This window comes from Cellulomonas palmilytica (assembly GCF_021590045.1).
GTDB classification, from domain to species: Bacteria; Actinomycetota; Actinomycetes; order Actinomycetales; family Cellulomonadaceae; genus Cellulomonas; species Cellulomonas palmilytica.
The window spans coordinates 708,958-729,442 of record NZ_CP062221.1 but is presented as its reverse complement, the minus strand read 5'-3'; the positions used below and the strand labels follow the sequence as shown (position 1 = coordinate 729,442).

Here is a 20,485-nt window from a genome sequence, read left to right as displayed (position 1 = left end):
TGGCGGCAGGGGTGAGCGGGCACAGCAATGTTCTAGCCTACCGGCGCAGTTCCGCCGCGGCGAAATCGTCCGGTTGTGGACGACGGGGCGTCAGGCCCCACCGCCCTCCCCGTCCCCGGGGTCCTCCTCGGCGTCCGGAGGCGCGTCCTCGGTCGGGTCGGGGCTCGGGGACGTCGTCGGGTCCGGCTTCTTGGTGGGTTCCGGCTTCTTCGTCGGCTCGGGCTTGGGACCCGAGGACACGACGAGCGTCACCTGCGACCCGATCGGCACGCGCGTGCCCGCACCGGGGTCGACGGAGATGACCCGGCCCGCCGGGACGTCGTCGGACGGCTTGGTCACGATCACCGGCTCGAGCCCGACCGCGAGCAGGGCGGCCGTCGCGTCGGCCTGCGTCTTGCCCTGCAGGCGGTACGGCACCTTCGCGGTGTCGTCCTGCGTCGGCTCGGCGGTCGGCGTCGGCGTCGGGGTCGGCGTGGGCGTCGTCGTCGGACGCTGCGTGGGCTCGTCCCCCACGTCGGCGCGCGGCGGGAAGTCCCGCTCCTTCGCGAACTGCTCCATCTGCAGCACCGGGCCCATGTACTCCGCCCACAGGCGCGCGGGGATGGACGAGCCGGTGACCTCGATGAGCTTGCCGCCGTACGGGCTCGGGCCGAACGGCTCGATGCTGTTCTGCGACCTGCCGTCGTCGCCGACCTGGCTCAGCGCGACGGACGTCGCGATCGTCGGCGTGTAGCCGACGAACCACGCTGAGAGGTTGCCGGTCGAGGTGCCGGTCTTCCCGGCGACGGGCACGCCCAGCGGCTTGATGTACGGCTTGCCGGAGCCGCGCTCGACGACCTGCGTCATGGCGTACGTCGCGTCCGCCATGACGTCCTCGGCGAACCGGCGCTCCGGGTTGCCGTCGGTCTCGAAGTTGACCGAGCCGTTCGGGTTGAGCACCTGCGCGACGACGTGCGCGTCGTGGTGCACGCCCTGCGCGGCGAACGTGGCGTACGCGCTCGCCATGTCGAGCGGGTGCACGGTCGCCGAGCCGAGGACGTTCGCCGGGTTGTTCTCGACGGGCGTCGTGATCCCCGCGGCGTTCGCCACCGCGGCCGTCTTGTCCGGCCCGACCTCGAGGTTGAGCTGCGCGTACACGGTGTTGACGGAGTCCGCGGTCGCGTCGACGAGGTCGATCGTGCCGTAGGAGCTGCCGCTGAAGTTCGTCACCTGGGTGTCGGCCTCGCCCCACCCGTCGAGCTTCATGGGCGAGCGTCCGGAGTAGCGCTTCTCGAGCGAGATGCCCTCCTGCAGCGCCGCGACGAGCGTGAACGGCTTGAACGTCGAGCCTGCCTGGACGCCGTCGCCGAAGGTCGCGCGGTTGATCTGGTCCGTGAGGAAGTCGGGGCCGCCGTACAGCGCGACGATGCCGCCCGTGGCGGGGTCGACCGACGACACGGCGATCTTCAGCTTGTCCGGCTGGGGCGGGGTCTCGCCGTCGGTGAGCTCACCGTTCATGAGCCGGCCGACCGACGTGAGGAGCTCGTCCTGCACGGGCTTCTGGATGGTCGTCACGACCTTGTACCCGCCGCGGTCCAGCTTCTCCTTGCTGATGCCGATGGCCTCGCCGGCCATCTCGTCCTCGACCATCTTCAGCAGGTGGCCGTTGGGGCCCTCGTACTTCGAGGAGCGCACGTACTCGACGGTCTCGGGGAACGTCGCCTCGTCGTGCTGCTTCTTGGTGATGTGCCCGTCCTCGAGCATGCGGCCGATGACGATCTTCCAGCGCGCCTCGGCCTGCTGTGGGCGCACGGCCGGGTCCCAGTTGTTGGGCGACGGGATGATCGCGGCGAGCATGGCGGACTGCGAGATCGTCAGGTCCTTGGCGTCGACGTCGAAGTACGACTTCGCGGCCGCCTGGATGCCGTAGGAGTCGCGGCCGAAGTAGATGGTGTTGAGGTACCGCTCGAGGATCTCGGGCTTCGACTCCTTGTTCGTGATCTTGACGGCGAGCAGCACCTCCTTGAACTTGCCGACGTAGTCCGTCGTCGTCTTGTCCACGTAGTACCGCTCGACGTACTGCTGCGTGAGGGTCGAGCCGCCCTGCTTGTCGCCGCCGCGCACGTTGTTGAGGAACGCGCGCCCCATGCCGGTGATCGAGACGCCCTTGTTGTCGTAGAACGTGCGGTCCTCGGCGGCGACGACGGAGTCGCCGACCCAGTCGGGGAGCGTCTCGAGCTCGACGATCTCGCGCTTCTGCACCGCGAACGTGCCCAGGACGGTCGTGCCGTCCGCGTAGTACACGGTCGACGTCTGCGCCTTGACGTCCTCGCCGGGCTTGGGCACGTCGATCGTCGCGTAGGCGGCGACGACGGCACCGGCGACGAGGAACACGCCGCTGAGGAACGAGCCGAGCATGAACCGCCACGACGGCAGCCACCGGTGCAGGCCGGTGTACCCGCTGCGCGGGTAGTCGAAGAACTTGCGCTTGCCCGTGGGGGCGCTGGTCGAGCGGGCGCGGGAGCCACGCGGCGTGCTGCGGCGCGACCTCGCGGACGCGCGGGAGGAGCCGGCCAACGTGATGCCTTCCTGACGACGACGAGGGGCGTGCGCTGCGGCGACGTGCCCGGCCGGGTCGGTCGGGGGGTGCGCAGCGGACGCGCCGCCCAGTATGCGCGAGAAGGCCGGGCGTGCGACGCCTCGTCGGGACTCGTCCCAGGACCTTTCACAGGATCGGCACGCCGTGGCGCCCGGCTGTGGGCGGGGTCACGCCGCGTGCGGGGCGCAGGCGACTTGTGTCCGACGAGCCGCGCGGCATAGTCTGCGCGATGTATCGACTTGATACATCACTTCAGTAGATCGCCCCGGATACATCGGACCGACGTCCGAGGTGCGGAGCCCAGCCTAGAGGAGGTGCCAGGAGTGCGCGGTCGTTCCGACGTGCTCGAGCCGGCGATCCTCGGGCTGCTGCACGAGTCGCCGATGCACGGGTACGAGCTGCGCAAGCGGCTCAACCTCGTCCTCGGCTCGTTCCGGGCCCTGTCCTACGGGTCTCTGTACCCGTGCCTGAAGTCGCTCGCCGAGCGTGGCTGGATCGTCGGGACCGAGTCGCCGGCCGACCCCCACGCCGTCGGCAGCAAGCGCGCCCGGATCGTCTACCAGATCACCGCGGACGGCAAGGAGCACCTCCAGTCGGTGCTCGCCACGTCCGGCCCCGCGGCCTGGGAGGACGAGAACTTCGACGTGCGGTTCGCGTTCTTCGCGCAGACCGACGCCGAGACCCGGCTGCGGATCCTCGAGGGTCGGCGCACCCGCCTGACCGAACGGCTCGAGACGATCCGCCAGTCCATCTCTCGCACGCGCGAGCGCATGGACGAGTACACGCTCGAGCTGCAGCGCCACGGCCTGGAGCAGGCCGAGCGCGAGGTCCGTTGGCTCGACGGGCTCATCGACAACGAGCGTGGCGTCCGCCGCGCGCGTCCCGCCGGCCCCGGTCACCGCACCGGAGCCACGTCCACCGCCGACGGCGAGCACGCCGCTCCGGCCAGATCCACCGAGAAGGAGCGAGGATGACCTCCATCCGCGTCGCCATCGTCGGCGTCGGCAACTGCGCCGCGTCGCTCGTCCAGGGCGTCCACTACTACGCCGACACGCCGGCCGACGGCAAGGTCCCCGGGCTCATGCACGTGCAGTTCGGCGACTACCACGTCAAGGACATCGAGTTCGTCGCTGCCTTCGACGTCGACGCGAAGAAGGTCGGCTTCGACCTGTCCGAGGCGATCGTCGCGTCGGAGAACAACACCATCAAGATCACGGACGTCCCGCCGCTCGGCGTGACCGTCCAGCGCGGCCACACGCTCGACGGCCTGGGCAAGTACTACTCCCAGACCATCGAGGAGTCGGACGCCGAGCCGGTCGACGTCGTCCAGACGCTCAAGGACAACAAGGTCGACGTCCTGATCTGCTACCTGCCCGTCGGTTCCGAGGCCGCCGCGAAGTTCTACGCGCAGTGCGCGATCGACGCGAACGTCGCCTTCGTCAACGCGCTGCCCGTCTTCATCGCGTCCGACCCGGAGTGGGCCGCGAAGTTCGAGGCCGCCGGTGTCCCGATCGTCGGCGACGACATCAAGTCGCAGGTCGGCGCGACCATCACGCACCGCGTGCTCGCCCGCCTGTTCGAGGACCGCGGCGTCATCCTGGACCGCACGTACCAGCTGAACGTCGGCGGCAACATGGACTTCAAGAACATGCTCGAGCGCGAGCGCCTGGAGTCCAAGAAGATCTCGAAGACGCAGGCCGTGACGTCGAACCTCGAGGACGGCCCGCTGGCCGGCAAGAAGGAGGACCGCAACGTCCACATCGGCCCGTCGGACTACGTCGCGTGGCTCGACGACCGCAAGTGGGCGTACGTCCGCCTCGAGGGCCGCGCGTTCGGCGAGGTGCCCCTGAACCTCGAGTACAAGCTCGAGGTGTGGGACTCCCCCAACTCGGCCGGCATCATCATCGACGCGCTGCGCGCGGCGAAGATCGCCAAGGACCGTGGCGTCGGTGGCCCGATCCTGTCCGCCGCGACGTACTTCATGAAGTCGCCGCCGGTGCAGATGGAGGACGGCAAGGGCCGCGCCCAGCTCGAGGCCTTCATCCGCGGCGAGATCGAGCGCTGACCCCAGCCTGATCACGCCTGACGGCTCCCGGGAGGGCCCCGACGCACACCGCGTCGGGGCCCTCCCGCCGTCTCCACCCCCAGCCGCCCGCCCGCGACGCGGTACGGCTTTGCGCAACGGGTGGAGAAGCGCTCGCCAGGTGAGCGTTTCTCCACCCGTTCTCGTCGGAGAGGCTGTGGATGGGGCCCGCGCGCGTGGCGGGTCGTCCGGCAGGGTCGGGGCGTGGACGCGACAGGGCGGGTCGGTGGGCTGCCGGCCGTGCGCGGCATGGCGCCCGACGTGCGACGCGTCGTCGTGCGCCAGGACGCCGTGGCCACCACCGCGCAGCTCGTCGGGTGGGGGTACGCGTCCGCCACCGTGCGGCGGCGGGTGGCGGCCGGGGACTGGCAGCGGGCGTTCCGCGGGGTCGTCGTGCTGCAGTCCGGTCCGACGAGCTGGCGGCAACGGGCGCGCGCCGCGCTGCTCTACGCGGGACCCGGTGCCGCCCTGACGCACCGGTCCGCCGCGTACCACCACGGCGTGCTGCGCGAGCCCGGACCCGTGGTGCACGTCGTCGTCCCGCACGGGCGGACCGTGACCGCGCAGCGCGGGATCGTCGTCCACCGCACCCGGCGCACCCGCTGGTCCGGCGGCGTGCTGCCCGCCGTGGAGCCGGCCGAGGCGGTCCTCGACATGCTCGTCGACGCCGCCACCCCCGTCCGCGTCGCATCCGGGGCCCGGCCCGCGAGCGCGGGCAGCGACGCGCGGCGCGGCTCTCGCGACGAGGCCGGGCCGGTCGGGGTGCGGCGGGACGTGACGGACGCGGTCGTCGGGCTGATCTGCGATGCCGTGCGGGGCGGGGTGCAGCCGGACGCGCTGCTGTCGTTCGCGCGGCGGCGGGCGCGGCTGCCCGGGCGAGCCCTCCTGCTCGCGATGCTCGACGAGGTGCGCGCCGGGGTGGAGTCGCCGTTGGAGCACCGGTTCACGCGGGACGTGGAGCGGGCGCACGGGTTGCCGCGCGGTGTGGCGCAGCGGTGGGAGCGCGTGGCCGGGCGGTGGATCCGGGCGGACCGCGTGTACGTCGGGCTCGGCGTGCGGGCGGAGCTGGACGGGAGCCTGGCGCACCCGTTCGGCGCGACGGACGACGACGTGTGGCGCGACAACGCCGTGCTCCTGACCAGCGGCGACACGACGCTGCGCTACCGGTGGCGGCACGTGGCCGTGACCCCCTGCGCCACGGCCATGCAGCTCGCGGCGGCCCTGACCGCCCGCGGCTGGCGAGCGGCACCGCGCCCCTGCTCCCCCACGTGCCCGCTCGGTCCCGCGCGAGCCGCAACGGGTGGAGAAGCGCTCGCCTGGTGAGCGCTTCTCCACCCGTTCACCCGCCGCGGCGAACCGCTCAGCCCCAGGCGTGGCCCCGATCGGTTGGGGTGCGCGTCGCAGAACGCTCGAACGGGTGGAGGGACGCTCGTCCGGTGAGCGTCCCTCCGCCCGTTCCGGGGGCTCAGCGGGCGATGGTCCAGCTGAGCATGCCGGGGCGGTCGCCGCGGTTGTCGACCGGGAAGGGCAGCAGCGCGTGGGCGGCGCCCGTCGCCGGGTCGTGGACCGTGAGCGTGGACGGGGCCTGCTCGCCGTTGCAGCCCTGCTCGGCCTTGACGTACACCAGTCCGTCGGCGGTCTGCGGCACGGTCGCGAGGAACAGCCCGCGCTGGGCCTCCTCGACCACCGTCAGGGACCCGTCGCGCTCGCGCAGGTACGTGCCCATCGACCCGCAGGCCTCGACGTCACCGGGCTGGAACGTGTCGCCGACGAGCACGCCGTCGGCGAGCCACTGCGCGGAGAGCAGGTACGGGTCCTGCGGACCCACGGTCGTGGTGGTGGTCCGGGTCGGCTCGTCGCCGGACAGGTCGATCTCGACCTCGTCGAAGCCCTCGTCCCACGCGGTGCCCTCGGCGCAGCGCGCCAGGAGCGTCGACGCGTCGAGCCACGCCGCGACGTCGCAGGTCTCGTCGCCGTCCACCAGCGGGTACGGGCCGTCGACGTCGCCGGTCTCCAGGTCCACGACGTCGTACGAGTGGCGCTCGGAGGTCGTGAGGTCGTCGCGGCTGCCGATCATGCGGTGACCGGTCGGGTCGACGAGGCTCAGGCTGTCGCGCGGGGCGTCGTACACGTCGCGGCGGCCGCCGTCGTCCTCGAGGACGACGAAGCGCTCGTCGTACCAGAGCTCGCCGTCCGCGACCCGGCCCACGAAGTCGGAGTCGGGCGCGAGGCCGCGCGCGTCGGGCGTGACCGTGCCGTCGGCCAGGTCGAGCAGCGCGCGCTGGCCGGACCCGTCGACGACCTGCCGCACCACGGCGGTCTCGTCGGAGCCGTCCCAGGTCAGCACCTCGAGCTGCGAGCCGGGCGCGACGCCCGGGACGCGGTAGGAGTCGCCCTCGGGCGACGTCAGGAGCACCACGTCGCCACCGGGGTCCCGCACGCCCTCGGGGTCGGACGGCTCGGCGAGGTGCACGCTCAGCACCCAGCCGGCGTCGGCCTCGGACAGCACGTCCGGCGTGAGCGCGCGGTACGGCGGGATGCCGGGGGTCTCGACGAGCGGGCCCTGCGTGACCCCGTGCGTCGCCGGGTCGACCGGCCGGCCGCGGTCGGAGTCCGCGAGCAGCGCACCGCCCGCGAGCGCCGCGACGGCGGCCACGCACAGCGCGGCGGTCTGCGTGTGCCGCACCACCCGGCGGCGCCGGACGCCGCGTCGGGCGCGCTCGAGCGGCCCGTCGGCGGCCAGGCCGTCGAGCGAGCGCTCGTCGGCGTCGGCCACGGCCTGCAGGAACTCGTTCAGGTCACGCGCCACGGCGCACCTCCTTCGGCTGGACGGGGACGGACTCGGCATCGGTGGACGAGTCGGTGGACGTGGTGCCCAGCGCCGCGTTGAGCAGCGAGACGCCGTCGGACGTGTAGCGCTTGACCGCGCCCTCCGAGATGCCGAGGGACTGCGCGGTCTCGCGGATCGTCAGGTCGTCGAGGTAGCGCAGCACCACGCACGCCCGCACCCGCGGGGCCAGCACGGACAGCGCGTCGACGAGCTCGCGCGTCAGCCCCGGCAGGTCGATCTCGACGACCGCGGCACGCTCCCCCGCGAGCCGGCGCTGCGCGTCGCGCTCCCGGCCGAGGCGCCGTGCGCGGTCGACGTACCTGGTCGCGATCGCACGGCGCACGTAGTGCTCGGCCTCCGCGACCGACTCGAAGCGCGCCCGGCCGCCGAACGTGGCGACCAGGGCGTCCTGCACCAGGTCCTCCGCGTCATGGCGCGTGCCGCACAGCAGCGTGGCCCGGGACAGCAGGCGCGGATATCGCTCCCGCACCAGCTGGTCGAGCATCGGTTCCCACCGACGGATCATGGGTCCCCCCGGTCGTCTTGGTCCGTCCCTCGGACACTGTCAGAACGCCGTGCCGGGAGGCCGAGTTGGGGCGGGCGGCCACGCGCGCACGTGACGCCCGTCACACGACACGACCGGGCCCCGCCGGCGGTGAGCTGCCGACAGGTCCTCCAGGTGGCGCAGCGCGCCGACGACCTGCGCGCCGGGGCGAGCCCACGCGGGTGCGAGGATGACGCGCGTGCAGGTGATCGCGGACCTCAAGGAGCTGTGGCCGCTGCGGGGGTTCCGCAGGCTCCTGTCGGTGCGGCTCGTCAGCCAGTGCGCCGACGGCATGTTCCAGGTGGGGCTCGCGACCCTGTTCTTCTTCTCCCCCGAGAACGCGACGACCGCCGGCGGTGTCGCCGCCGCGTTCGCCGTGCTGCTGCTGCCGTTCACGATCGTCGGGCCGTGGGCCGGGGTGCTGCTCGACCGGTGGCAGCGCCGGCAGGTGCTGCTCGTCGGGAACGTGGTGCGGCTCGGGCTCACGCTCGCGACCGCCGCCGTGATGGTGACCGTCGGCGTCGGGCCGGCCGTGTACGTGCTCGCGCTCGTCGTGCTGTCCGTCAACCGGTTCCTGCTGTCCGCGCTGTCCGCGTCCCTGCCGCACGTCGTCGAGGGCCGGCTGCTGCTCACCGCGAACTCCGTGACGCCCACGCTCGGCACCGCCGCGAACGGCGTCGGCAGCGGCGTGGGGCTCGTGCTCGGGTGGGTGCTCCCCGCCGGCTCGACCCGCGACGGAGCCGCGCTCGTCCTCGCCGCGCTCACCATGGGCGCGGCCGCCGCCGTCGCCGCCGGGTTCTCGCGCGACCGGCTCGGTCCCGACGAGGCGTCCGACGCCGCCCGGATGCGCGCCGCGCTGCTCGTCCTGCTGCGCGGGCTCGTCGAGGGCGCGCGCTACCTCGTCGCGCGCCGCACCCCCGGCCAGGCGCTCGGCGTCATGGCGTACCACCGGTTCCTGTACGGCGTCGTGTTCATCGCGAGCATCCTCATCTCCCGCAACCTGCTCGCCGACCCGGCCGACCCGGCGCAGGGGCTCGCGACGTTCGCGACCGTGCTCGCCGCGACCGCCGTCGGGTTCGCGCTCGCCATCGTCGCGACCCCCACGCTCTCGCCGCTCACCGGCGTGCACGCGTGGATCACCGGCTGCCTGCTGCTCGCCGCCGTCAGCCAGGGCGTGCTCGCGTTCACCTACCAGCGCGGCCCCGTGCTCGTCGCCGCCGCGCTGCTCGGCCTCGCCGCGCAGGGCACCAAGATCGCCGTCGACACGATCGTCCAGCGCGACACCGGCGACGCGTACCGCGGGCGCGCGTTCGCGTTGTACGACGTCCTCTACAACGCCGCGTTCGTCGGGGCCGCCGCGCTCGCCGCGGCCGCGCTGCCCGACACCGGCTGGTCCACCGGCCTGTTCGTCGTCCTGACCGTCGGCTACCTCCTCGGCGCCCTCGGCTACGGCCTCGCCACCCGCCGCCACCCCGTCCCGGTACCGGTCCCCGCCACGTAGGCGCACGTCAGAACGTTTCAGGACCCCCGACGGGGTGTCCGGTATCGCTACGGTTGCGGCCCGTGCCCCGCAGACACCGGATCATCCCCCTCGTCCCGGTCCTCGCCGCTCTCCTGGCCGCCGGCTGCGGGACGGCCGCCGCCCCCGGCTCCGCGGACATCGACCTCACCTACGCCGACGAGAACGGCGAGCAGCAGCAGCTCAGCATCCAGGCCGAGGCCACCGTGTGCACCGACGACATCACCCCCGACCGTCGTCGCCTCGCCACCGAGGACGGCACCGTCGCCGCGCTCGTCGACCCCCTCGGGGAGGCGATGGTCCAGGTGAAGATCGACGACGAGCTCACGTTCCAGTCCACGACCGCCGGCCGCGGCGACCGCAACGGGTTCCGGCTCGAGGACGTCGAGGGGATCGTCGTGCGCATCCCGCTGTCCGGGATGCAGAAGAAGATCAGCGAGGGCGCCCGCATCACCGGCACCCTCGACTGCCCCGCCTAGGAGCTGAGCGTCAGGAGCGGGTGGTCCACCAGGCGCGGAGCTCGGCCTCGGCGCGCTCGGGGCCGAGCGGGCCGTGCTCCATGCGCTGCGCGAGGAGGAACTTGTACGCCTCGCCGACCTCGCGCCCGGGCTTCAGGCCGAGGATCTCCATGATCTGCGTGCCGTCCAGGTCGGGGCGGATCGAGTCGAGCTCCTCCTGCTCCTTGAGCCGCGCGATGCGCACCTCGAGGTCGTCGTACGCGGCGGACAGGCGCTGCGCCTTGCGGACGTTGCGCGTGGTGCAGTCGGAGCGGGTCAGGCGGTGCAGGCGCTCGAGCAGCGGGCCGGCGTCGGTGACGTAGCGGCGCACGGCGGAGTCGGTCCAGCCGCCCTCGCCGTAGCCGTGGAACCGCAGGTGCAGCTCGGTGAGCCGTGCGACGGCCTGCGCGGTCGCCTTGTCGTACCGCAGGGCCTTGAGGCGCTTCGCGACGAGCTTGGCGCCGACCATCTCGTGGTGGTGGAACGAGACGCCGCCGCCGGGCTCGAACTTGCGGGTGCGGGGCTTGCCGATGTCGTGCAGGAGCGCCGCGAGGCGCAGCACCAGGTCCGGACCGGGGACGGCGCCGTCGGGGCCGGTCTCCAGCGCGATCGCCTTCTCGAGCACGGTCAGCGAGTGCTCGTACACGTCCTTGTGGCGGTGGTGCTCGTCGATCTCGAGGCGCAGCGCGGGCAGCTCGGGCAGCACGTGGTCGGCCAGGCCGGTCTCGACGAGCACCTGCAGGCCGAGGCGCGGCTGGGCGGACAGCAGGAGCTTCGACAGCTCGTCGCGCACACGCTCGGCGGACACGATCGCGATGCGCTCGGCCTGCTCGACGATCGCCTCACGGGCCGCGGGGTCGACGGTGAAGCCGAGCTGCGCGGCGAACCGCGCGGCGCGCATCATCCGCAGCGGGTCGTCGTCGAACGAATGCCGCGGGTCCACGGGGGTGCGCAGCGTGCGGCGCGCGAGGTCCTCGAGCCCGCCGAACGGGTCGACGAACGTCAGGTCGGGCAGGCGTACCGCCATCGAGTTGACCGTGAAGTCACGGCGCGACAGGTCGCCCTCGAGGGTGTCGCCGAACACGACCTCGGGCTTGCGCGACGACGGGTCGTACGCGTCGGTGCGGTACGTGGTGACCTCGACGACGACGTCGTCGCCGCCCCGCCGCCGGCCGAACCGCCGCGCGCCGATCGTGCCGAACTCCCGGCCGATGTCCCAGTGGGCGTCGCCCCAGCGCGCGAGCAGCGCCTCGGTCTCGTCGGGCGTCGCGGACGTCGTGAAGTCCAGGTCCGACGACACGCGCCCGAGGAACGCGTCGCGCACGGGCCCGCCGACGAGCGCGAGCTCGTGACCGGCGGCGCGGAACAGCTCACCGAGCTCGAGGGCGTCGGCCGGGAGCGTGGCGAGCACGCCGAGGGCGCGCTTCTGCAGCGCGAGGAGGGAGGGCGTGTCGTCGGGCACCCGCCCGATTCTAGGTGGCGCGCCGTGTCCCCCGGCTTGCGGGTTCGGGTCGGGGCGGGGCAAGTCGTTACAGTGGCACGCATGTCCGGCGCCGCGCACCCGTCCCCTCAGCGGGGCGTCCCGGCGCCGCCCGGAGGGCACCGGCTGCACGCCCCGCGACCCGCCGCCCCCGTGCGGGCGGCGGCCTCCGCCGCGGCACCGCTGCCCGTGGTGGACGAGACGTCCGCGGGCGGGCTCGTCGTGCAGCTGCGCGACGGGGTGTACCACGCCGCCGTGATCGCCCGGCGCAACCGGGGCGGACGGCTCGAGTGGTGCCTGCCGAAGGGCCACCTCGAGGGCGAGGAGACGCCCGAGGAGGCAGCCGTGCGCGAGATCGCCGAGGAGACCGGCATCCGCGGGCAGGTCCTGCGTCGGCTCGGGGTGATCGACTACTGGTTCTCCGGCGACGACCGGCGCGTCCACAAGGTGGTGCACCACTTCCTGCTCGGCGCGGTCGGCGGCACGCTGACCGTCGAGGGGGACCCGGACGGCGAGGCCGAGGACGCGGCGTGGGTGCCCGTCTCGATGCTGCCGGACCGGTTGGCGTACCCGAACGAGCGCCGGCTCGCCGAGGCCGCGCTCGTGGTGCTCGTCGGCGAGGCATGAGCGGCGTCGAACCCCGGCCGGGACGCACGCACCGGACCTCCCGGGCTCGGGTCCGCACGGCGCTCGCCGCGGTGCTGACGCTGGCCGCCGTGCTCGTCGTCGCACCCGCCGCGTCCCGCACGTCGACCGCACGGGCCGACGACGAGGCGAGCGTGGACGTGCGCATCGTGTCGATCTCGCCGCAGGTGCTCGACCCCGGTGAGGACCTCACGGTCACGGTCGCGGTCACGAACACGACGACCGCGCCCGTCGAGGACGCGCAGGCCGTCCTGTGGCTCAACCGGTTCCGCATGGGCTCGCGCGACGAGGTCGCCGCGTGGGCGGACCGCACGCTCGACGAGCCCGCGGGGCTCGCCGTGGTCCGCGTCCCCCTGGAGGAGCCGCTCCTGCCCGACGCGCCGCGCACCTTGACGCTCACGCTCCCGGCGGACGAGGTGGGCCTGACGGACCGCCCCGGCCTGTGGGGCGCGCGCGGCATGGCCGTCGAGGTCGCCGCGCGGGGCGAGCGCCTCGGCCTCGAGCGCACGTACATCCTCTGGAACCCGACCGACGACCAGCCACCGCGCGTGCCCGTGTCGGTCGTCCTGCCGTTCGTCGGCCCCGCCGACGCCCCGGTGCCGCCCACCGACCCCGACGACCTGCCCGGCAAGGAGGAGCCGTCCGGCGCGCCGACCGGGACCGACGGCACCGTCGAGGCGACGTCCGCCGCGGTCGCGGCGGCGCAGGCGGCCGACGACGACCTCGACGCCCTCACCGCACCGGGCGGGCGCCTGCGCGCCATGCTCGACGCCGCGACCGTCGACGAGGACGTGACCGTCGTCGTCGACCCGTCCCTCCTGCCGCTCGCGGAGACCGGCAGCGCGTCGGCGCAGCGGTTCGCGCAGAAGCTGCGCGCCGCGATGGCCGGCCACGACTCGTACGGCCTCCCGTGGGCCGACCCGGACGTCGCCGCCGTGCAGCACGCGGGCCAGAGCTCGCTCCTGCAGGTGGCCGCGGACCGCACGCAGGCCGACCTGGAGGGCGGCCAGCGTCTGCTGCTGTGGGCCGCGGACGACGGCACCCCGGACGACGCGACCCTCGACGCCGTCACTGCCGCGGGCGCGGCCGCGATCCTCGCGCACCCCGACCCTGCCGCGGTCACGGATCCCGACGAGGCTCCCGCGGCGGACGGCGTCCTCGCGCCGGGCGAGGAGGACTCGTCGGACTCCGTGCGGTCGCTCGCGGCCGCATCCGGTCCCGTGACCACCGTCGTGCCCGACGCGGTCCTCTCGCGGCTCGTCGTCGACGGCGGCGGCGACGCGAGCGCCACCCCGGCGGGCACCGCGCAGCGCGTCCTCGCCGAGCTCTCGGTCGTCTCCCACGAGGAGCCCGGCCCCGCGGGCGTCGTCATCGCCACGGACCGCCTGACCGCACCCGACAGCGGGATCCTCGCCGCCGTGACCAGCGCACTCGACTCCGCGCCCTGGACGCGCCAGGCCACGCTCACCGAGGTCCTCGCCGGACCGCGCAACGCACGCGCCGACCGCGCCCCCGCCCTCACCACGACGCGCGACGAGCTCGCCCCCGCCGCCGTGACGGCGCTCGCCGACGCGCGCGAGTCCGCGCGCTCGTTCAGCGAGGTGCTCGACGAGCCCGACGCGTTCCTCGCGGGCGTCGACGACCAGGTGCTCGCGCCCCTCGCGGTCGCGTGGCGCGCCCGGCCGAGCCAGCGCGCCGAGCTCGTCGACCAGACCGTCGAGCAGGTGCTCGCGCGGACCACCGGCCTGTCGATCGTCGAGACCAGCGACCTCAACGTCATCGCGACGACGAGCGACCTGCGTCTCACCGTGCGCAACGAGCTCGCCGTGCCCGTCAACGCCCGGCTCGTCGTCGACCCCCGCAAGGCGTGCCTCACGGTCGGGGTGTTCGAGACACCCGTGCTCGACCCCGGCGACACCGCGGTCACCGTGCCGCTCGAGGCGCACGCGAACTGCGACGTGCTCGTCGAGGTGCAGCTCGTCGGCCCGTCCGGGCAGGACGTCGCCGAGCCCATCGCGTTCTCCGCGCGGGTCTCCCCCACGATCGAGAGCGTCGGCACGGTCGTCGTCGGCATCCTGCTGGCGCTCGGGCTCGCGCTCGGCATCGTGCGCACCGTGCGGCGCGGCCAGAGCGCCCGCCGCGGCGCGCGCACCGTCTCGGAGTCCACCGGTCCCGTGACCCTGCCCGTCCTGGGCGGCACGCCCGCCGACGGCGAGCCGCGGGTCGACGAGGGACGGGTCGACGAAGGACGGGTCGACGAGGGACGTCCCGGGACGCCGGCCGACGAGGCGCACGACGAGGGTGCCGTCCGGTGAGCGGCGCACGGTCCGACGACGGGCGCCTGCGCCGCGGTGCGGCCGTCATGGCGTCCGGCACCGCCGTCTCCCGCCTGCTCGGGCTGCTGCGGTCGATGGTGCTGTTCGCCGCGATCGGCGCGACCGGCCAGGCCGCCGACGCGTTCGCGGTCGCCAACAAGCTCCCGAACGTCATGTACATGCTGCTCGTCGGCGGCGTCCTCAACGCCGTCCTCGTGCCGCAGGTCGTGCGCGCGTACAAGAGCGGCGCCGGCCAGGTCTACGTCGACAAGCTCCTGACCTTCGGGTTCGTCGTCCTGTTCGGCCTCACGGCCGTCCTCACGCTCGCCGCGCCCCTGCTCGTGCGCCTGTACGCCGACGCGGCCAGCCCCGCCCAGATGGACCTCGCCGTCACGTTCGCCTACTGGTGCGTGCCGCAGGTCTTCTTCTACGGCGTGTACGCGCTGCTCGGCCAGGTGCTCAACGCCCGCAGCTCGTTCGGGCCGTACATGTGGGCGCCCGTCGTCAACAACGTCGTGTCGATCATCGGGTTCCTCGTCTTCATCGTCGCGTTCGGCGCGGTCCCGGAGTCCGGGTACGCGAGCGCGAAGGCGTGGGGCACGTCGCAGGTCGTCGTGCTCGCCGGCGCCGCGACGCTCGGCGTCGTCGCCCAGGCGCTCGTGCTGTTCCCCGCGCTGCGCGCCGCCGGGGTGCGGTACCGGCCGCGGTGGGGCGTGCGGGACGCGGGGCTCGGCCGGGCCGGCCGCGTCGCCACGTGGACGCTCGTCGGGCTCGGCGTCGGGCAGCTCGCCTACGTCGTCGTCTCGCGCGTCGTCTCGCAGGCCCCCGGGGCCGCCGACCGGGCCACCGACGTCGCGTCCAACGCGGCCTACGACGCGGCCTTCCTCATCTTCATGCTGCCGCACTCGCTGGTCACGGTGTCGCTCGCGACCGCGCTGTTCACGCGCCTCGCCGAGCAGGCGCACGACGGCGACGCCCGCGCCGTGCGCGCCACGCTGTCCTACGGCATGCGCGTCGTCGGCGTGTTCACCGTGCTCGCCGCCGCCGTGCTCGCGGTGCTCGCCATCCCCGTCACGCAGTTGATCCTGCCGTCCGCGACCGCGCAGGCCACCGACGCGGTCGCGCAGGTCGTCGTCGCGATGGTCATCGGCCTGCCCGCGTTCGGCGCGTGGTCCATGTGCCAGCGCGTCTACTACGCGTACGAGGACACCCGCTCGATGGTGCCCGTGCAGGTCGGCATGGCGCTCGTCGTCGTGGGCGGTGCGCTCGTCGCCCGGGCCGTGCTGCCCGCGACGTACTGGGTGGTCGGCGTCGGCGTCGCGATGAGCGTGTCCTACCTCGTCGGATCCGTGGTCGCCCTGCGGCACCTGCACCAGCGCCTGCACGGCGTCGACGGCGGGCGCGTCCTGCGCCTGCACCTGCGCGCGCTGCTCGCCGCGGTCCCCGCCGCGCTCGTCGGGCTCGGGCTCCTGCTGCTGCTGTCCTGGCTGCTGCCCGGCGGGTTCGTCGTCGCGGCCGTCACGTGCGTGCTCGTCGGGCTCGCCATGGTGCTCGTCTACGTCAAGGTCCTGCGCGCCCTGCGCGTGCGCGAGCTCGACGACCTGCTGCGCCCCGTCGTCGGGCGCCTGTCCGGCGTGCGGCCGTTGCGCCCCCTCCTGCGGGTCCTCGCCCCCGGGGCCCCGCCCGCACCCGAGCCCGACGAGGCCGACGCCGCGCCCACGCGCGCCCCGCGCCGCGCGACCTCCCAACCGCACTACCCGCTCACCCCGTGGGCCGCGTGGCCCGGGTCCGGCGTCGGCGACCCGATGGTCGCCGAGGCGCCGCCCGGTGCCGCACCGCTGGTGCCCGAGCTGCCGCCCGCGCCGCGGCCACCGCGCACCGCGCGCTCGCGCCCGCACTACCCGCCCGGTCACCCGCTGTACCGGCCGAGCCGGCCCATGTCCGACTGGCTGGGCGGGGACGACGAGCCCGCGGCGGCGCCCGATCTCGGTCCGGGGGCGGGTCCCGTGGCCGGTCCCGTGGCCGGTCCCGAGGTTGGTCCCGGGGTTGGTCCTGCGGCCGGTCCCCAGGCACGTCCCGACGCCGGGCCCGAGGCCCGGCCCTGGCCCCGGTTCGACGGCGGGGACGACGAGCGTCCGTCCCCAGGTGGACCGCAGACCCCCGGCGGGCCCGTCTAGAGTGCTGGCAGGCCCCGACGAGGGGTCGACCGAACGACGACGCAGCGCACGGAGGTGCACGTGAGCGAGGTGGTCGGGCCCGGCACCGTGCTGTCCGGGCGGTACCGGGTGCGCGAGCAGGGCACGTGCGACGTCCCCGGGGTGTCCGTCTGGTACGCGACCGACCAGATCCTCGACCGGCCCGTGCGGGCCGTCGTGCTGTCCTCCGGCGCGATCGCGTCCGCGCTCGACGGCGCCCGCCGAGCCGCGCTCGTCTCCGACCCGCGCCTCACGCGCGTCCTCGACGTCGGCACGCACGACCGGCTCGGCTACGTCGTCACCGAGGACGTGTCCGGCCCCACGCTCGCCGAGCTCGTCGCGCGCGCGCCCCTGACGCCCGAGCAGGCCCGCGCCGTCGTCGGCGAGGCCGCCGCCGCGCTCGAGGTCGCCCGCCGCCGCGGCCTGCACCACCTCGCGCTGCGCCCGCGCTGCCTGCACCTCGTCGGCCCCGGCCGCGTCATGATCACCGGCCTCGGCATCGACGCGGCCGTGCTCGGCGTCGCGGACGGCGACGCGCGCACGACGAGCCGACGGGACTCCGTCGACCTCGTCCGGCTGCTCTACACCGCGCTGACCGGCCGGTGGCCCGCGACGTCGAGCGACGCGATCGCACCCGGCGTGCCGTCCGCACCGGGCAGCGGCGGGCTGGCCGTGCCGCCCGCCGAGCTCGTCGGCACGGTCCCGAACGACCTGGACACGCTGTGCACCGTCACGCTCGGCCCGCACGACGACGGTCCGCACACGCCCGGCGACCTCGTGCGCGAGCTGGAGCCGTGGGGCGCGATCCGGGCGGTGCCGGCGGGGTCCGGCGCACCGGCCGGCGCGCCGACTGCCGGACCGGCCGCTGCACCGGCTGCTGCACCGGCTGCTGGACCGGCGCCCGCACCGGTCACCGCACCTCTCGCGCCGACCGTGGTGGTACCCGGCGGCGGGGCGACGGGTACGGGCAGGGCGTACGACGAAGGAGCCGCTGTGACCGACGACCGCGACACGACGAGCACGCCGCCGACCGGGGTCCCGGTGGGCTCGGCCGACCCGACCGAGGTGCTCGGGAGCCCCGCGTCCGTCGCCGGTGCCGCTGCCGCCGGTGCGGCCGGTGCCGCCGGCGGCATGCGCGAGGCGACGCCCGAGGACGACCTGCAGGACACCGCGCCCATCCGCGTGCAGCGGCAGTCCGTGCGCGACGCGTTCGGCGACGACTCGTCGCCCGCCGTGAACCGTCCCGGCACGCCCCCGCCCGCAGCACCGCTGCGGACCTCCGCGTTCGGCGCATCCGTCGTCGCACCGCCCGTGGGCTCAGGGCCGTCGCGCATCTCGACCCGACCGGGCGCACCCGCCGGCACCCCGGGCGCGGCGATCCCGCTCGGCACGATCCACGCGTCCGTCCCGCCGTCGGGGCCGGCCACCCCGCCTCCCTCGGTGCCGCCGGGCGGCTACCCGGGCACGGGCGCGGGTGGGCCGGCAGGCGGCGCCGCCGGTGGTGGTGGCGGGCAGCCGCCGGTCGTGCCCCCGGGCGGCGGGTCGCCCTGGGGCGGCGGGCCGTCGGGCGACGACGACTTCTCGTCCGTCATGGGCGAGGTCGGCGACGAGCCGCCGCGCCGGCGCTCCTTCGACCCCACCGCGCTCGTCCTCGCGGTCGTCGGGATCGGTGTCGTCATCGGCGTGGTCCTGGCGTTCAAGGCGCTGTTCTCGTCGCTCGACACGGGTGCGCCCGAGCCGAAGCCCCAGGCCACGGCGTCGCAGGAGGCCACGTCGGGCGGCGAGGAGCCGACCAAGGAGGCGAGCGACGAGCCGACCGGCGAGCAGTCGACGCCGCCGCCGTCGGGTGCGAAGCCCGTGATCGCGTCCGCGCGCAGCGTCGACCCGTCCGACGACGACGGCGAGCACGAGGAGGCCGTGGACCGCGCCTTCGACGGCGACACGTCGACGTACTGGTACACGATGACGTACCAGCAGGCGAACTTCTCCGGCTTCAAGGACGGCGTCGGCTTCGTGATGAAGCTCGAGGAGCCCGGACTGGTCTCGAGCGTCACGCTCAAGACCAGCTCCAACGGCGGCACGTTCCAGGTCACGACGGGCGGCGCGGACGACCCGAGCGGCGGTGAGGTGCTCGGGTCCGGGTCGTTCGCGCCCGAGGTCACCATCGAGCTCGACAAGCCGACGGAGACCGACATCGTGACGCTGTGGATCAGTGAGCTGCCGACCGCGGCGGACGGGGCGTTCCGGCTCGAGCTCAACGAGATCACCCTCGGCTGACGCCTCGCCGGACGGGCTCGTCCACAGCGAGAGAGGCGGCGCTCCGCGGGAACAGATCCGGCCTACCATCGGTTGACTGCGACAGCCCGCCGCGACCGGCGGCCCCTGCGACCCCGAGGACCGTCCTGTGACCGACCAGCCCATCCGCGAGCTCGTCATCGTCGGCTCCGGCCCCGCCGGCTACACCGCCGCGATCTACGCCGGGCGCGCCGGCCTCGCGCCGCTCGTCGTCGCCGGCTCCGTGACCGCGGGCGGCGCCCTCATGAACACCACCGAGGTCGAGAACTTCCCCGGCTTCCCCGAGGGCATCCAGGGCCCCGAGCTCATGGAGAACCTCCAGGCGCAGGCCGAGAAGTTCGGTGCCGAGGTGCTGTGGGACGACGCGACGTCGCTCTCGCTGACCGGCCCCGTCAAGGAGGTCACCGTCTCCGACGGCACCACCTACCGCGCCAAGGCCGTCATCCTCGCGACCGGCTCCGCGTACCGCGAGCTCGGCCTGGACGACGAGCGACGCCTCTCCGGGCGCGGCGTCTCGTGGTGCGCGACGTGCGACGGCTTCTTCTTCAAGGACCAGGACATCCTCGTCGTCGGCGGCGGCGACTCCGCGGTCGAGGAGGCGACGTTCCTCACCCGGTTCGGCCGCTCCGTGACGCTCGTGCACCGCCGGGACCAGCTCCGCGCCTCGAAGATCATGGCCGACCGCGCCGCGGCCGACCCCAAGATCCAGTTCGCGTGGAACAGCGAGATCGTCGGCATCCACGGCGACGAGAAGGTCACCGGCGTGACGCTGCGCGACACCGTCACGGGCGAGACCCGTGAGCAGGGTGCCGGCGCGGTGTTCGTCGCGATCGGGCACGTGCCGCGCACCGAGCTGCTGCTCGGGCAGGTCGACCTCGACGAGAACGGCTACATCGAGGTCCAGGGCCGCAGCACGCGGACCAACCTCGAGGGCGTGTTCGCGTGCGGCGACGCGGTCGACCACACCTACCGCCAGGCGATCACCGCCGCGGGCTCCGGGTGCGCCGCCGCGCTCGACGCGCAGCACTTCCTCGCGTCGCTCGGCGACGCGGTCGACCCGATGGTGCCCACCGAGGTGCCCGTGCTCGTGGAGGAGGCCCGATGATCGACGTCACCGACGAGACGTTCCGCGCCGAGGTGCTCGAGTCCGAGATCCCGGTCGTCGTCGACTTCTGGGCGCCGTGGTGCGGACCGTGCCGCATGGTCGCCCCCGTGCTCGCCGAGCTCGCGAACCAGTACGAGGGCCGCATCAAGATCGTCAAGGTCAACTCCGACGAGAACCCCGGCGTCGTCGGCGACTACGGGATCGTGTCGATCCCGACGCTGAACATCTACTCCGGCGGTGAGCTCGTCAAGCAGGTCATCGGCGCCCGGCCGAAGGCGGCCTACGCGCAGGAGATCGAGGCGCTCCTCGCGGCCTGACGGCCGGGGGGCCGCACGAGCCTTCACAGGACTTGTCCGTCTGACAGGTCCCGTTCCGTCCTGGGCGGCCGACCAGGCGTGC

General features: G+C 74.2%; 15 protein-coding genes. 11 read left to right on the top strand and 4 right to left on the bottom strand.

What is annotated here, in order from left to right; translation table 11 throughout:
* Positions 1-90 precede the first annotated feature (90 nt).
* Positions 91-2,556, bottom strand: coding sequence for a penicillin-binding protein (locus F1D97_RS03500; RefSeq protein ID WP_236122339.1), 2,466 nt, complete (start codon positions 2,554-2,556; stop codon positions 91-93).
* A 345-nt stretch (positions 2,557-2,901) separates the two neighbouring features.
* On the opposite strand from F1D97_RS03500, the gene F1D97_RS03495 reads away from it, so the two are divergent.
* The 3 genes from F1D97_RS03495 (at position 2,902) to F1D97_RS03485 (ending at position 5,984) form a co-directional block, all read left to right on the top strand.
* Positions 2,902-3,552 (top strand): PadR family transcriptional regulator, encoded by a 651-nt coding sequence (locus tag F1D97_RS03495; RefSeq protein WP_236122338.1) that lies wholly within the window; start codon positions 2,902-2,904, stop codon positions 3,550-3,552.
* Positions 3,549-4,643, top strand: a complete 1,095-nt coding sequence (locus F1D97_RS03490) for an inositol-3-phosphate synthase (RefSeq protein WP_236122337.1) — start codon at positions 3,549-3,551, stop codon at positions 4,641-4,643. The genes F1D97_RS03495 and F1D97_RS03490 overlap by 4 nt, the downstream gene beginning before the upstream one ends.
* Positions 4,644-4,865: 222 nt before the next feature.
* Positions 4,866-5,984: a hypothetical protein gene (locus F1D97_RS03485; protein WP_236122336.1), complete on the top strand. Its 1,119-nt coding sequence runs from the start codon at positions 4,866-4,868 to the stop codon at positions 5,982-5,984.
* Positions 5,985-6,126: 142 nt separating this feature from the next.
* On the opposite strand, the gene F1D97_RS03480 is transcribed toward F1D97_RS03485, so the two are convergent.
* On the bottom strand, positions 6,127-7,470 hold the full coding sequence (locus F1D97_RS03480; protein WP_236122335.1) for a hypothetical protein: 1,344 nt from the start codon (positions 7,468-7,470) through the stop codon (positions 6,127-6,129).
* Complete coding sequence (locus F1D97_RS03475) at positions 7,460-7,996, bottom strand: sigma-70 family RNA polymerase sigma factor (RefSeq protein WP_236122334.1); 537 nt, start codon at positions 7,994-7,996, stop codon at positions 7,460-7,462. Before F1D97_RS03475 ends, F1D97_RS03480 begins: the two co-directional genes overlap by 11 nt.
* 229 nt (positions 7,997-8,225) lie before the next feature.
* Here F1D97_RS03475 and F1D97_RS03470 point away from each other — a divergent pair, with 229 nt between their 5' ends.
* Together F1D97_RS03470 and F1D97_RS03465 are read left to right on the top strand one after the other, a co-directional pair.
* On the top strand, positions 8,226-9,536 hold the full coding sequence (locus F1D97_RS03470) for an MFS transporter (RefSeq protein WP_236122333.1): 1,311 nt from the start codon (positions 8,226-8,228) through the stop codon (positions 9,534-9,536).
* 62 nt (positions 9,537-9,598) lie between these two features.
* The gene (locus tag F1D97_RS03465; protein WP_236122332.1) at positions 9,599-10,033 is read left to right on the top strand and encodes a hypothetical protein; all 435 of its coding nucleotides are present in this window, start codon (positions 9,599-9,601) and stop codon (positions 10,031-10,033) included.
* A gap of 10 nt (positions 10,034-10,043) precedes the next feature.
* On the opposite strand, the gene F1D97_RS03460 is transcribed toward F1D97_RS03465, so the two are convergent.
* Complete coding sequence (locus F1D97_RS03460) at positions 10,044-11,513, bottom strand: CCA tRNA nucleotidyltransferase (protein ID WP_396022552.1); 1,470 nt, start codon at positions 11,511-11,513, stop codon at positions 10,044-10,046.
* An 81-nt stretch (positions 11,514-11,594) separates the two neighbouring features.
* Between F1D97_RS03460 and F1D97_RS03455 the strand changes: the two genes are divergently transcribed.
* The 6 genes from F1D97_RS03455 (at position 11,595) to trxA (ending at position 20,403) form a co-directional block, all read left to right on the top strand.
* Positions 11,595-12,158, top strand: a complete 564-nt coding sequence (locus F1D97_RS03455) for an NUDIX hydrolase (protein WP_236122331.1) — start codon at positions 11,595-11,597, stop codon at positions 12,156-12,158.
* 71 nt (positions 12,159-12,229) lie between these two features.
* The gene (locus F1D97_RS03450; protein ID WP_236122330.1) at positions 12,230-14,491 is read left to right on the top strand and encodes a DUF6049 family protein; all 2,262 of its coding nucleotides are present in this window, start codon (positions 12,230-12,232) and stop codon (positions 14,489-14,491) included.
* Complete coding sequence (gene murJ, locus F1D97_RS03445) at positions 14,488-16,668, top strand: murein biosynthesis integral membrane protein MurJ (RefSeq protein ID WP_236122329.1); 2,181 nt, start codon at positions 14,488-14,490, stop codon at positions 16,666-16,668. The genes F1D97_RS03450 and murJ overlap by 4 nt, the downstream gene beginning before the upstream one ends.
* 60 nt (positions 16,669-16,728) lie before the next feature.
* Complete coding sequence (locus tag F1D97_RS03440) at positions 16,729-18,963, top strand: protein kinase family protein (RefSeq protein WP_236122328.1); 2,235 nt, start codon at positions 16,729-16,731, stop codon at positions 18,961-18,963.
* Positions 18,964-19,090: 127 nt separating this feature from the next.
* A complete protein-coding gene (gene trxB / locus F1D97_RS03435; RefSeq protein WP_236122327.1) occupies positions 19,091-20,086 on the top strand; it encodes a thioredoxin-disulfide reductase in 996 nt (331 codons plus the stop codon).
* Positions 20,083-20,403, top strand: coding sequence for a thioredoxin (gene trxA / locus F1D97_RS03430; RefSeq protein ID WP_236122326.1), 321 nt, complete (start codon positions 20,083-20,085; stop codon positions 20,401-20,403). Before trxB ends, trxA begins: the two co-directional genes overlap by 4 nt.
* Positions 20,404-20,485: the final 82 nt, after the last annotated feature.